This window comes from Halovenus carboxidivorans (genome assembly GCF_009831575.1).
GTDB lineage: Archaea > Halobacteriota > Halobacteria > Halobacteriales > Haloarculaceae > Halovenus > Halovenus carboxidivorans.
In genome coordinates, this window is the sequence record NZ_WUUT01000001.1 from 595425 (window position 1) to 607799 (window position 12375).

13 protein-coding genes are annotated in these 12375 nt (G+C 67.1%); 7 read left to right on the forward strand and 6 right to left on the reverse strand.

The annotated features are described in order from the left end of the window. The first annotated feature begins 21 nt into the window (after positions 1-21). Both GRX03_RS02955 and GRX03_RS02960 read left to right on the forward strand, forming a co-directional pair. Positions 22-507 (forward strand): GNAT family N-acetyltransferase, encoded by a 486-nt coding sequence (locus GRX03_RS02955; RefSeq protein WP_159762687.1) that lies wholly within the window; start codon positions 22-24, stop codon positions 505-507. A 60-nt stretch (positions 508-567) separates the two neighbouring features. Continuing rightward, positions 568-2460, forward strand: coding sequence for a hybrid sensor histidine kinase/response regulator (locus GRX03_RS02960; protein ID WP_159762688.1), 1893 nt, complete (start codon positions 568-570; stop codon positions 2458-2460). A gap of 3 nt (positions 2461-2463) precedes the next feature. On the opposite strand, the gene tgtA is transcribed toward GRX03_RS02960, so the two are convergent. The 4 genes from tgtA to polX are packed head-to-tail and all read right to left on the reverse strand — an operon-like array spanning position 2464 to position 6668. Further along, the gene (gene tgtA, locus GRX03_RS02965; RefSeq protein ID WP_159762689.1) at positions 2464-3924 is read right to left on the reverse strand and encodes a tRNA guanosine(15) transglycosylase TgtA; all 1461 of its coding nucleotides are present in this window, start codon (positions 3922-3924) and stop codon (positions 2464-2466) included. 31 nt (positions 3925-3955) lie between these two features. Next, on the reverse strand, positions 3956-4438 hold the full coding sequence (locus GRX03_RS02970) for a DUF5797 family protein (RefSeq protein ID WP_159762690.1): 483 nt from the start codon (positions 4436-4438) through the stop codon (positions 3956-3958). Positions 4439-4470: 32 nt separating this feature from the next. Then, entirely contained in the window at positions 4471-4929 is a 459-nt protein-coding gene (locus GRX03_RS02975) for a Mut7-C RNAse domain-containing protein (protein WP_159762691.1), read from the reverse strand. Then, positions 4929-6668 carry a DNA polymerase/3'-5' exonuclease PolX gene (gene polX / locus GRX03_RS02980; protein WP_159762692.1) on the reverse strand — a complete coding sequence of 580 codons (1740 nt, stop codon included), beginning with the start codon at positions 6666-6668 and terminating at the stop codon, positions 4929-4931. Before polX ends, GRX03_RS02975 begins: the two co-directional genes overlap by 1 nt. Before the next feature lie 83 nt (positions 6669-6751). On the opposite strand from polX, the gene GRX03_RS02985 reads away from it, so the two are divergent. Both GRX03_RS02985 and GRX03_RS02990 read left to right on the forward strand, forming a co-directional pair. Next, on the forward strand, positions 6752-6940 hold the full coding sequence (locus GRX03_RS02985) for a heavy-metal-associated domain-containing protein (RefSeq protein ID WP_159762693.1): 189 nt from the start codon (positions 6752-6754) through the stop codon (positions 6938-6940). Positions 6941-7038: 98 nt separating this feature from the next. Next, positions 7039-7842, forward strand: a complete 804-nt coding sequence (locus tag GRX03_RS02990) for an enoyl-CoA hydratase/isomerase family protein (RefSeq protein WP_201289162.1) — start codon at positions 7039-7041, stop codon at positions 7840-7842. Position 7843: 1 nt separating this feature from the next. Here the strand turns inward: GRX03_RS02990 and GRX03_RS02995 are convergent, their stop codons facing one another. Both GRX03_RS02995 and GRX03_RS03000 read right to left on the reverse strand, forming a co-directional pair. Then, a complete protein-coding gene (locus GRX03_RS02995; RefSeq protein ID WP_159762694.1) occupies positions 7844-8065 on the reverse strand; it encodes a hypothetical protein in 222 nt (73 codons plus the stop codon). A 177-nt stretch (positions 8066-8242) separates the two neighbouring features. Continuing rightward, positions 8243-8704: a DUF7523 family protein gene (locus GRX03_RS03000; protein WP_159762695.1), complete on the reverse strand. Its 462-nt coding sequence runs from the start codon at positions 8702-8704 to the stop codon at positions 8243-8245. Between the two features lie 72 nt (positions 8705-8776). On the opposite strand from GRX03_RS03000, the gene GRX03_RS03005 reads away from it, so the two are divergent. From GRX03_RS03005 to GRX03_RS03015, 3 genes are all read left to right on the forward strand, one after another. After that, on the forward strand, positions 8777-9670 hold the full coding sequence (locus tag GRX03_RS03005) for a CbiX/SirB N-terminal domain-containing protein (protein ID WP_159762696.1): 894 nt from the start codon (positions 8777-8779) through the stop codon (positions 9668-9670). A 66-nt stretch (positions 9671-9736) separates the two neighbouring features. Then, positions 9737-10798 carry a DR2241 family protein gene (locus tag GRX03_RS03010; RefSeq protein WP_159762697.1) on the forward strand — a complete coding sequence of 354 codons (1062 nt, stop codon included), beginning with the start codon at positions 9737-9739 and terminating at the stop codon, positions 10796-10798. 37 nt (positions 10799-10835) lie between these two features. Continuing rightward, positions 10836-12338: an amidohydrolase gene (locus GRX03_RS03015; protein WP_159762698.1), complete on the forward strand. Its 1503-nt coding sequence runs from the start codon at positions 10836-10838 to the stop codon at positions 12336-12338. The last annotated feature ends 37 nt before the right edge of the window (positions 12339-12375 follow it).

Genomic DNA, 12375 nt, shown 5'->3' on the forward strand with positions numbered 1-12375 from the left:
GTGCTCGACGGGTGGACGTAGATGGACGGAGTCCGACTCCGCTCGGCAGAACCCGCCGACGCTTCGACCGTCCTCGCTATCAAGCAGGCGGCGATCGACGGCATCGACAGCCCCGCCTACACCGACGCACAGATCGCGGCGTGGCGGCCGGACGACGACGTGACCGCCGACTTTCGCCGGGCGATCCGGAGCGACCGCTTCGAGACGCTGCTCGCCGAGATCGACGGCGTCGCGGCCGGCTACGCCGTACTCAACGCCGAACGCGACCGGATCGATGCGGTGTTTGTCCGCCCCGAGTTCGCCGGAGGAGGGGTCGCCTCGTCGCTTGTCTCACAGCTCGAATCCCGAGCCCGCGTTCGGGGGGCCACGGCGCTCACACTCGTCTCCTCGCTCAATGCGGGGCCGTTCTACGAGTCGCTGCAGTACCGCGAGTCCGGCCGACAGACCCGATCCATCGACGGCACCGAGGTCGAGTTTGCGGTCATGCGGAAGAGCCTCGACGGCTGAGCCGTCCCGACGCTTCACCCAAAGATTCAGAAGCTCTCTCCCCGTTGTGCCTGTCATCCGATGACCGACCGCTCCTTCGATCCGCTGTCCGTCCTGTACGTCGGGGGAGACGAACGCGACGCCGAACGCCTGGCGAGGGGGCTCGAAGCGGCCGTCCCGGCGTTCGATGTCACGACCGTCCAATCCGGGGACGAGGCCGTCGAGTACGTCCGAACCACCCACGTCAACTGTGTCGTCTCGCGCCAGCAGTTGCCGGGATCGGACGACGGGATCGCACTACAGCAGACGCTCACCGATCAGGGGATCTGGCTGCCGTTCGTACTCGTCCCGGACGAATCGGTCGATGTCGCCGCCCGCGCTGTCGAAGCCGGTGTCGACCGCTACTGCGTGTGGACGACCGTCGAGGAGACGGTCGACTCGCTCGCTTCTGTCATCGAGGACGCCGTGGCGGAGTCGCCACCCCAGGTCGATCTCCTCGACCGGATGAACGACGCCTTCGTCGCCGTCGACGACCGCTGGCGGTTCACCTACCTCAACAGCCGGGGACACGAGATTCTCACCGAGGCACTGGAGGACGATCCGTCAATCTCGGAGATTCGGGGGCGCTCGCTCTGGGAGACCGCTCCCGGAATCGTCGGCACCTCCTTCGAGGAGCACTGCCGTGCAGCGATGGAGAGCCAGCGCCAGCGGTCGTTCGAGAGCTACTACGACCGGATCGACCGCTGGTTCGACGTGCGCCTGTTCCCCTCTCCGGCGGGTCTGTCGATCTACTTCTACGAGATCACCGACCGCCGCGAGTACGAACAGACCCTCGAACACCGCGAAGAGGTGTTGCGGCAGATCTACCGCATCATCGCGGATACAGACTGCACCTTCGAGGCGAAAGTCGAACGGCTTCTCGACCTCGGCCGCGCGGAACTGGGCATGGAATACGGCACCCTCTCGCGGGTCGAGGGGACGGAGTACACGCTGTCGGTTGTCGCCGGCCCGGACCACGACGTGATCGCCCCCGGCGGGACCGTCGACCTCGCGGAGACGAACTGCGAACGCGTCGTCGAGACCGAGTCACACCTCGCGCTACCCAGCGTCGCCGAGGACGCCCCGGAACTCACGGACAGACTCGTCTACGAACTCGGTGTCGAGAGCTATCTGGGCGCTCCGATCTTCGTGGACGAGGAGGTCGACGGCACCTTCTGTTTCTACGACTTCGAGCCGCGCTCGGAGCCGTTCTCGCAGTGGGAACTGACTCTCGTCGACCTCATGGGCAGTTGGGTCAGCTACGAGCGGGCGCGCGAACGACAGCGGGTCGCTCTCGAACGCGAGCGCGACCGCCTCGACGCCGTCGCCGGGACGCTCTCGCACGACCTCCGAAACCCGCTGACGACCGCGAACCTCCGGCTCGAACTCGTCGCCGAGGAGTGCAACAGCGAGCATCTGGCCGAACTCGAAACGGCGCTGGAACGGATCGACACCCTCGTCGACGACGTGCTCTCGATGGCGCGACTGGGGCCCGACGCACTCGATCTGACGACGGTCCAACTCGACGTACTCGCGAACCGGGCCTGGGAGACCGCGGGCGCGCCTGAGGGCACGCTCCGGACCGCGGACGGACTCGGGACGGTCGTCGCCGACGAGGGGGCACTCCAACAACTGCTCGAAAACCTGTTCGCGAACGCGGTCGAACACGGCGCTCCCGAGGACGGTGATCTCCTCGTCCGGGTCGGCCCGCTGGACGAAGGGGCGGGGTTCTACGTCGCGGACAACGGTCCCGGTATCCCGGCGGACGAACGGGAGGAGATCTTCGAGCGGGGCTACTCCACTCGGTCGGACGGAACCGGGTTCGGTCTCGCAATCGTCGGCCGGATCGTCGACGCCCACGACGCCGAAATATCCGTCACCGAGGCCGAAACCGGCGGCGCACGCTTCGAGATCAGCGGTCTCCCGAGCCGGTAGCGTTTACTCCCCACCGAGCAGGCGGATCGAAACGTCCCCCGGGAGGCTGGCTAACACGTCTTCGGGCCAGCCGTCGTGGACGACGGTGATCGCGGTATCGGGGTTGGCCGCCGCGAGTCGGTTGACGCCGCGAACGGCGGCCGCGTAGGCGGGCCGCTCCAGGCTGTCCGGCCGTGCTGCGGTGAGCGGATACACGTCCGACAGCGCCGGCGGCACCGGTCCGAACGGCGCGACGAGCCGCCAGCCGTCCTCGCCCGGCGACCCGACGCTCAGCCGCAGTCGGTCGGGCGCATCGAGGCGGCCGAGGCGTTCGTGGTGGCGTCGCACCTCCGGGCGGCGGGCGCTCTCGCCGGAGACGTAGAAGAACGCGTCTTTCGCGACCGGGTCGGTCCGACGGAGCTGGTCGGCGTAGTGTAACAGCGTCCGGTAGCCGTCGAGCATCGCGGGGTGGCCGCGCGCCCGCGCGTCGACGAGTTCGAGCAGGTTGCCGCCGCGGATCGCCTGTCTGACCCGCCGTATCTCTCCGAAACTCACGGCGAGGTTGTGCTCGGCCAGCAGCCGGTGACGCTCCGTCTCCCCGGCCTGTCGCAGTTCCTCGGGCGTGTGCGACAGACAGACCGAACACTCGCAGGGGAAGTGTTCGAGTTCGTCGAGATGCTCCGTCCCGCGGACGGTGAGATAGCGCCCGTCGCGGGCGTACAGCGCGTAAGCGGCGGAGTCGAACAGATCACAGCCCATCGCGGCCGCGAGCGCGAACATCATCGGGTGGCCCGCGCCGAACAGGTGGACCGGCGCGTCCTCGCCGAGGCCGCGCTTGGCCGCCGCGACGACGTGAACCAGGTCGTCGAAGCGGTACTCGTTCATCAGCGGCACCATCGCTCCGATGGGGAACAGATCGAGGTCGGTTCCGTACGCTTCCCGGGCGGCCCGCTGGCGGATATCGAGATGTGTCGACCCCTGGATCGGCGCGGTGACGAGCATCTCCCCGGTGTCGACGGTCTCGGCCAGTTCGATGCGTTCCTGTGTGGTTCGCTGCTCCTCGGCGGCCTGCTCGCGAGGGACATCCGGCGGCGTCGGAATGTCGATCGGCGTGCCGATATCCGAGCCGATCTCGCGCTGGAACTCCAGGATCTCCTCGGTCGTCACGTCGATTTCGCCGTACTCCGAGAGCTGAAAGGATCCGGAGTCGGTCATAATCGCCCCGGAGAAATCGAGCAGGTCGTGCAGTCCGCCCTCGAGGGCCGGTTCGCGGAGTTCGTCGCTGCCGTGCAGGACGTAGCTGTTCGTGATCAGGATCTCCGCGCCGAACTGCGATTCGAGTTCGGCCGGCGGCACCGTCTGCACGTGGGGGTTGACCACCGGCAACAGCGCCGGCGTCTGGATCGTCGTTCCCGCTCGCGGCACCTCCAGGCGGCCGAGCCGTCCCGCCGCGTCGTACTGCTCGACCTCGAATAGCTCGCTCATCGATGCTCCCCGTCGCGTGTTCGCTCGCTCATTAGTTCTCACCCGTTTCGATTACGATCCGTTCGCGTTCGATTGCCAGCCGGAACGTCGGGACCGTCTCGCGGACGCGCTCGACTAACCCCTTGTCCGTGAGTGTGTGCAGCGCAGATCGCACGTCGTCGACGCTCGGCTCTGCTCCGGTGGCTTCAACGTCGTGAAGCGTCGCGACGACACTCTGTGGCTCGTCGTCCGGTCCCGGGAGGACGCCGACGATACGGCGCTGTAGCTCCGTCCCGGCGACCGAGCGCTCCCCGGTCCCGCCGTCGCCGTCCCCGACCAGTTCCTCGGCCTCGGGCGTCGCACAGATCATCGAGTTCTCGTCGCGGTAGTAGTACTCCCCAAGTTCGGATTCGAGATACTGATGGACCTCGCTGCCGCCTGCGAGCCCCCACCGCTCCTGTAGCTCCGCGTTTTTGGTGGGCTGGAGTTCGACGATATCGGCGAGCCGCTCTCTTGCCTCCTCGGAGAGACTCATTACCCCCTATACTCGACAGTCTCTAAAGCCCGTTATGGATTCGAGTCGGCCGAGCCGACGACCTCGGTCACCCGATCCCAGTGGCTCCCCTTCCAGAAGTACTGCTCACAGTCCCGACACTGCCAGATCTCCTCGATTCCGTCCGGCGCGTGTCCGGGGCGGGACTCGTCCTCACCGAGCGCTCGTACTCGCCCGTTGCAGACACTACAGCGTTCCGGCTGGTCGGGCAGTTCGATTCGGAACCCCTGTTCGTGCAACTCCGCGAGTTGGTCCTCGATCTCGCGCGAACTGAGGAGGGCGGCACCGTCGGTCCGTTCGGCCAGTTCCTGGTCCCGGGTCACCAGCGTCCGGCCCTCCGATTCCGCGAGCGCGGCGAGCGCGTCGTCGGCCTCGATTCCCTCCTCCTGTGCGTACAGCGTGTCGTATCCACACATCCGCAGGTAGGTGGCGAGTTTGCCGAGCATCACGTCGAGCAGCAGTCGCCGGCTCATCACTGGACGAACGCCTGGATCTCCTCGGCTGGCCGGGTGTTGAGCACGTCCTCGGCTTCGGCCCAGCCGCGCCGGGCGGTGTGAGCGCCGTATCTGATGTACTCGAAGCTCGACGGCTCGTGTGCGTCGGTGTCGATGACGACCGTCGCGCCGGCGTCGAGCGCCTGCTTCACCGCCCGTCCGGGGAGATCCAGCCGACCGGGGGTCGAGTTGATCTCCAGTGCCGTGCCGTGTTCGGCCGCGACCGCCGCCAGTCGCTCGACGTCCAGATCCAGCCCCGCGCGCTGGTTGAGCCGCCGGCCGGAGGGATGGCCGAGAACGTCGACCTCGGGGTGTCTGGCGGCCTCGGCGAGTCGTTCGGTTCCCTCTCCGTCGAGACCGCTGTGCGGCGAGGCGACGACGAGATCCAGCGCTTCGAGCACGTCGTCTCCGACCGAGATGCCGCCGTCGGCCTCGATATTCGCCTCGACACCCGCGAAGACCTCGATCTCCGCCTCCGCGGCGACCGCCTCGATCCGCTCGATCTGCTCGTAGAGTTCGTCGTCGTCCAGCCCGACGCCGCTCAGGATGCCCGGTCCGCTCGCGTGGTCGGTCACGGCGATGTACTCGTGGCCGAACTCCGCTGCGGCGTCGACCAGTTCCGTGATCGAGTTCCCGCCGTCGGACCACTCGCTGTGCATGTGGAGGTCGCCGCGTAGCTGTGACTGCTCCAGCAGATCGGGGAGATCGCCGGCGGCCGCTCGCTCGACCTCCCCGCGGTCCTCCCGGAGTTCCGGCGGGACCCACTCCATCCCCAGTGCGTCGTACATCCCCTCCTCGTCGACTCCGGCGACTCGCTCGCCGACCCGCTGGCCGCTGTCCGGATCCGCTACCTCGGAGATGTCGAAGACCCCGTACTCGTTGACCTTCTGGTCGCGATCTAACGCCCGGTTGCGAACGGCGACGTTGTGCTGTTTGCTCCCGGTGAAGTACTGCAGCGCCGCGCCGAACTCCTCGTCGTCGACGACGCGCAGATCGACGCGTACGCCTTCCGTCCGCAGGCTCGCCTTCGAGGTTCCGGCCTCGATCACCGTGTCGGCGATGTCGAGGCTCTGAAACGCCTCGATGACCGCTTCCGGTTGGTCGCTGCCGACCAGCACGTCTACGTCGCCGACGGTCGGCTTCCACCGGCGGATCGAGCCCGCGAGTTCACAGCGCTCGACGGCCTCGGTTTCGAGCAGCGCATCACGCACGCGCTCGCCGCGCGGCCGCGCCCGATCGAGCAACTGCCGCTCGTGAGCGGTCCGCGCGAAATCGATGCCGTCGAGAATGTTCTGTTCGGTCTTCGGGCCGAATCCCGGCACCTCTTGGATCTCGCCCGCCCGGGCCGCCGACTCCAGATCGTCCAGCGTCTGAACCCCAAGTTCCTCGTAGAGCGTGCCGACGGTCTTCGGCCCGACGCCCTCGACGCGGGTCAGCGCGTCCATCTCGACCGGCATCTCCGCCTGTAGCTCCGTCAACTCCTCGATCTCTCCGGTCTCGACGTACTCGACGATCTTCGCCGAGATTGCGTCCCCGACGCCGTCGATCTCGGCCACCGCCTCCTTCCCGTCCGCGGCGAGATCCGCGATGTCCTCCGGGTAGTCGCGGACGTTCTCCGCCGCGCGACGGTACGTCCGAGGTTTGTAGGACACGTCCTGGGCTTCGAGCAGATCGGCGAAGGTTTCGAGGCGCCTGGCGACCTCGTCGTTACGGCTCATACCCTCCTTCGGGTCGGCAGGAAAATAAAACGTCTCGCCTCGCAATCACAACGGCCTTTTGCCCACCCGCGTTAGGTCCGAACATGGAACTGACAGTCACCGGTATGTCCTGTGACGGCTGTGAACAGAACGTCGAACAGGCTGTCTCCGAACTCGACGGCGTCACCGCCGTCGAGGCGGACCATGAGGGCGACCGCGTCGTGATCGACGGCGAGGTCTCGGACGCCGACGTTCGGGCGGCTATCGAAGACGCCGGTTACGAACCCGCCTGACGCCCAGATCCTCCGAACCCTTCTTTTCGAGACCGGACGGGCCGCGCCGACTCCCCCGTCCCCATAGCTCTAAGGGCGTGTCCGTCGCAGTCGAGAACATGGACACCTCGACAGAGATGGACAACGGACTCGCTCGTATCGACCGCGACGGCTACCGCGGCGAGGTCGTGATCCAGCGTCCCGAGAAGCGAAACGCGATGAACGAGGACCTGCTTCGTGATCTCCTGCAGGCGTTTCGCACCCTCGACGAGGACGACGAGATCCGCGCGGTGATCCTCCGCGGCGAGGGACCAGTGCTGAGCGCGGGGATGGACCTGGAGATGATGCGGGGACTCGCCGGGGAGTCGACCGACGAGTCGGTCACCGACTCGCTGTTCCCGGACGTGCTCGCGGCCATCGAGGACTGTTCGGTGCCGACCATCGCGGCGATTCACGGCGCGGCACCCGCCGGAGCCTTCGAGTTGACCCTGCCCTTCGACTTTCGGATCATCGACAGCGAGGCCAACTACGGCGTCGTCGAAGTGAAACTCGGCACGTTCCCCCACGGCGGCGCGACCCAGCGACTCCCCCGGCTGGTCGGCCTGGCGAAAGCCAAAGAGATCGTTCTCACCGGCGAGTACGTCGACCCGGCGGAGGCGGCGGAGGCCGGCCTAGTTCGGGAAGTCGTCGACCCCGGCGAGGTCGTCGACACGGCCCGGGAACTGGCCGAGGATCTCGCCGCGAACGGTCCGATCGGGATGCGGATGGCCAAGCGGGCGCTCAACGCCGCCGCCGAGATGCCTCTGGAGGAAGGGCTGGCATTCGAGCGCGCGCTGGCGAAGGAGACCTACCGGACGGACGACTACCGCGAGGGCGTCGAAGCACGCTTAGAGGGCCGCGAACCCGAGTTCCGAAACGAGTGATCTACGCTCTCGGAAGTCGATCATCGGCCGTGAGTGTCGGCTCCCGGGTACAGGCCTCATCGGTCGCTCGCAGGGCCGTCACGACCGCTTCGGCCCGCTCGTCTTCTGTTTCGAGATCCAGTTCCTCCAGGGCGGCCTCCAGCCGCGCGACCGCACACTGCAGTTGATACTCCGGTTCTGCCGGGGGCCGCTGTCGACTGTCCGGCGCTGGCTGCTCTGACATACCCTCACATTCGTACTTGATATCCGTTGTTATGTACTTGCTACTTGGTAGCGCGAGCCATCTCAGTTCCATCCAAACGGAGATGGACCCTTCTCGTTTGGTATCGCGATATGTGGTTTATTGCCCCACATAGCTCCAAACCGTTACACGAGGCTCGTACAGCTCTTCTACCGGAAATCAGGCCGAACAGACAGATTCGATGAACCGGAGCGCATCTGGGCCGTCGCGACGCTCGACGACGACGAGCATCGTCTCCGAACCGTAGCCGGCACCGAGCACTTCGATATCGGCCGTCTCGCACCGCCCGAGCACCCGCCGGAACAGCCCGATAGAGACCGATCCGGTGACGAGCACCGCCGTCAGCGATCCCTCGCCGGGGGCGAATCCCGTCTCCCCGACCGTCAGCAGTCCCTCATCGCCGCGGCCGAGGCCGGTCTCCATCGTGACCCGAACGTCGCCGTGTTCGTCGCCGCTGTCGAGTTCCTCCCCGTACCGCCGGAGCGCGGCCGCGACGGCCTCCTCCTCGCCCACGTCGAGAAATCGGGCCGCCGCCGAGTAGTTGAGCACGCCCGCCGCCAGCGCGTCGTGAACGAAGGGGTGGTCGCGTGCCGCTTCCCGGGCGCGTTCTGCGAGTGTCATGTCCGTGGCAACCGCCGCGAACGGCTTAACCCATTCGCAGGCCCTAAGCCGCTCTCGCCCCAACTGCTGTCTATGTCAACCGCCCTCGTCATCGCGGCTCACGGCTCACACAAAAATCCCGGCTCCAGCACGCCCGCCTTCGAGCACGCCGACCGCATCCGCGAAACGGGTGCCTTCGACGAAGTCCGAGAGACGTTCTGGAAGGAGGAACCCTCCTTTCGCGAGGTGTTGCGGACCGTCGACGCCGACGAGGTGTACGTCGTCCCGCTGTTCATCAGCGAGGGCTACTTCACCGAGGAGGTCATCCCACGAGAGCTTCGCCTGGAGGGCTGGAAACCGGAACTGTGGGACTCCGACGGAACGAGCGCCGATACTGCCGTGTTGACGGCAGCCGACACCGGCCAGACCGTCCATTACTGTGGTCCCGTCGGGACTCACGACGCGATGAGCGACGTGATCATCCAGCGCGCGAAATCCGTCACGGACGACCCGTCCGTCGGCGAGGGGTTCGGGCTGGCCGTGGTCGGCCACGGCACCCGCCGAAACGAAAACTCCGCGAAGGCAATCGAGTACCACGCCGACCGCATCCGGGCGACCGACCGCTTCGACGAGGTGCAGGCGCTGTTCATGGACGAAGACCCCGAAATCGACGACGTGACCGAGTACGTCGAGACAGAGAATATCGTCGTCGTCCCGCTGTTCATCTCCGACGGCTTTCACACGCAGGAAGACATTCCGGAGGACATGGGATTGACCGACGACTACCGGACCGGCTACGACGTTCCCGAGACGGTCGACGGCCACGACATCTGGTACTCCGGGGCCGTCGGCACCGAACCGCTGCTTGCCGACGTGGTCCTCGAACGCGCCGACGACGCCGGTGCCGAACTCGACGGAGCCCACGCGCAGATCCGCGAGCGCACCGAGACCACGGCGGACGAACCGCCGACTGCCGGTCTCCGCTGACCGGACAGCCCCGTACTGTTCACCGGAATCGGCCCCCTTTTCCGCGCTCACACCCTCGATTCCTGTATGACTGCATACGTCGACGCGCTCGTCGAGACCGCCCCAGACGGGGTCTCTTTCGACGGCCTCACCGTCGAGTTCGACGGCGCCTACACCTACCGTACCCCCGAGGTGGAGTTGACGGGGCTGTCCGAACCGGAACTCCGGGAACTCGCGACCGGATCGCCCCACGTCACGAACTGGTACTTCTGGCACGCCGTCGCCCCGCAGAAGGACGACCGGTGGGCGTTTCTCCGCTGGCTGGAAGGCGACGATCCGGTCCCCGAGCGGTACGACCGCCTCGAAGCCGGCCGCTCGACCGAGTGGGGACAGCTCCACATCACCGTTCGCCTCGACGGGGACGGAGACCGTCGCTACCGGCTCTCTCACGTCGACGACGCCGGAGCCGACGCACTGGAGCGGTACGACGACCCGCTCGACGCCCGCGAGCTAGCGACGTACGCCGACGACGGGGACTACCGGCCGCTGAAGACCGCGCCGACGCTCCGCACCGGCTGGGTGTTTCCGGATCTCGGCCCCGAGGAACTGATCGAGACGGTCGATTTCTTCTATCCGGCGACGATCACGAACTGGCACCAGGAGCGACGCGGCGAGTTGGACGTGAGCCACTGGCGGGAGACGATGGCGCGACAGACCGGCATGTACGGCGTCATCGAGACCTGGGACCGCGGCGAGGGACACGAACACGTCGAGTGGGTCGCAGAGAGCTGTTGTCGTGACTCGCAGTGTCTCAAACGCCGGGTCTGGCAGTACGACGACGAGACCGACCTGGGGACGCCCGGCGGCGACGGTCCGTTCCCCTGTCGCGAGCCCTGCTCGCTGGTCGTCACTGCGGCCCGGCGGTTCACCAAACTCGACGCCGAGCAGGCTCAGACCTACGAGTTCGAGTTGACGCCGAGCGAGAAAGAACAGCTAGAGGCGCTCGTCGACGCCGTCGCCGACGGCGAGGTCGACGGCGTCCGTGACGCGGATCTGAGCGACGGGGCCAACCGCTTTCGCGCCCGCTTTCTCCGCGCCCGGCGGTTCGACGACGAGGGCAACCTCTCGGGTCAACCGACCGAGAAGTAGGGCAAACGATTAACGGCCTCGGCGAGGCAGTAGAGGTATGACAGAGGCCGCAGATCTCGTCTTGCGAAACGGTCGCGTCCGGACGCTGGCCGGCGACGCCGCCGAGGCCGTCGCCGCCAGGGACGGACGGATCGTCAGCGTCGGCCGGACCAGCGAACTCGACTTTCTCGTCGGCGTCGAGACGACCGTCGTCGACCTCGACGGTCGGGTCGTGCTTCCCGGCTTCGTGGACGCTCACACGCACATGGACCTGCTCGGCAAACAGCAGGTCGAGGCCGACCTCTCCGGTGCCACCTCTCCCGACGAGTGCCTCGACAGGCTGGCCGACAGACGCGCGGAGACCGACGGCTGGGTCCTCGGATTCGGCTACGACGAGAGTCGCTGGGACGGCGGCTATCTGACCCGCGACCACCTCGACGACGTGAGCACCGACCGCCCCGTGGTCGCCTACCGGGAAGACCTTCATCTCGCCTCGGTCAACAGCGTCGTTCTCGACCGTCTCGGAGAGGAGTTCCCCGACGAGTACGTCGAGACGGAGTCAGGGACCGCGACTGGAGTGCTCCGCGAGGACGCCCTCTCGGTGCTGCGCGAGGCAATCGATCCCGGCCCCGAACGGATCCGCGAGTATCTCCTGACGGCCCAGGAGTACGCCCACCGGCACGGCGTCACGAGCGTCCACGATATCGTCCGCGACCCGGCGGTCGCACGCACGTACCGCGAACTCGACCGGACGGGCGAGCTTACGGTTCGTGTCCGTCTCAACTACCTGGCCGAAAACCTCGACGCCGTCCGGGAGGCCGGGCTGGTCACCAACCACGGCACCGAGCACCTCCGGACCGGTGCGATCAAGGCCTTCGCCGACGGGAGTTTCGGGAGCCGGACTGCCCGCCTCTCGGAGCCGTACGCCGACGGAGAGGGCCGCGGCGAGTGGACGACGCCGCCGGAGGAACTCGCGGCGCTGGTCGAGCGGGTCGACGACGCCGACATGCAGGCGATGATCCACGCCATCGGTGACGAGGCGGTCGATGCGGTCGTCGACGCCTACGCCGAGGCGGACAGGCGGCGCCACCGAATCGAACACGCCGAACTGCTCTCGGAGGAATCGATCCGGACCGCCGCCGAGGAGGGCGTCGTCGTCTCGGCACAGCCGAACTTCCTGAAGTGGGCCCGAGACGACGGCCTGTACGACAAGCGACTGGGCGAGCAGCGCCGACGCCGGAGCAACCCCTTCGGTCGACTCCGCGAGGCGGACGTGCCGCTGGCGTTCGGCAGCGACTGTATGCCGATGGACCCCCTGTTCGGCATCGCACAGGCCACGACCGCTCCCGAGAAGCGCCAGCGACTCGATACGACCGAGGCCGTCCGGGCGTACACGCTCGGCGGCGCATACGCCGGCTTCGCCGAGGATCGGCTCGGCAGTATCGAACCCGAAAAGTACGCCGACTTCGTCGTCCTCGACGGCTCGCCTTGGGAGTACACCGATCCTGCCGAAATCGCCGTCGAGATGACTGTCGTCGGCGGTACTATCGTCTCCGAATAGCGCGGCGACTGCCGACTACCGACGGAATCAATCCTGA

Bases quoted from the DNA above. Each gene is read 5' to 3' on its own strand.
- GRX03_RS02955 (WP_159762687.1), top strand. From the start codon at position 22: ATGGACGGAGTCCGACTCCGCTCGGCAGAACCCGCCGACGCTTCGACC.
- GRX03_RS02960 (WP_159762688.1), top strand. From the start codon at position 568: ATGACCGACCGCTCCTTCGATCCGCTGTCCGTCCTGTACGTCGGGGGA.
- tgtA (WP_159762689.1), bottom strand. From the start codon at position 3,924: ATGAGCGAGCTATTCGAGGTCGAGCAGTACGACGCGGCGGGACGGCTC.
- GRX03_RS02970 (WP_159762690.1), bottom strand. From the start codon at position 4,438: ATGAGTCTCTCCGAGGAGGCAAGAGAGCGGCTCGCCGATATCGTCGAA.
- GRX03_RS02975 (WP_159762691.1), bottom strand. From the start codon at position 4,929: ATGAGCCGGCGACTGCTGCTCGACGTGATGCTCGGCAAACTCGCCACC.
- polX (WP_159762692.1), bottom strand. From the start codon at position 6,668: ATGAGCCGTAACGACGAGGTCGCCAGGCGCCTCGAAACCTTCGCCGAT.
- GRX03_RS02985 (WP_159762693.1), top strand. From the start codon at position 6,752: ATGGAACTGACAGTCACCGGTATGTCCTGTGACGGCTGTGAACAGAAC.
- GRX03_RS02990 (WP_201289162.1), top strand. From the start codon at position 7,039: ATGGACACCTCGACAGAGATGGACAACGGACTCGCTCGTATCGACCGC.
- GRX03_RS02995 (WP_159762694.1), bottom strand. From the start codon at position 8,065: ATGTCAGAGCAGCCAGCGCCGGACAGTCGACAGCGGCCCCCGGCAGAA.
- GRX03_RS03000 (WP_159762695.1), bottom strand. From the start codon at position 8,704: ATGACACTCGCAGAACGCGCCCGGGAAGCGGCACGCGACCACCCCTTC.
- GRX03_RS03005 (WP_159762696.1), top strand. From the start codon at position 8,777: ATGTCAACCGCCCTCGTCATCGCGGCTCACGGCTCACACAAAAATCCC.
- GRX03_RS03010 (WP_159762697.1), top strand. From the start codon at position 9,737: ATGACTGCATACGTCGACGCGCTCGTCGAGACCGCCCCAGACGGGGTC.
- GRX03_RS03015 (WP_159762698.1), top strand. From the start codon at position 10,836: ATGACAGAGGCCGCAGATCTCGTCTTGCGAAACGGTCGCGTCCGGACG.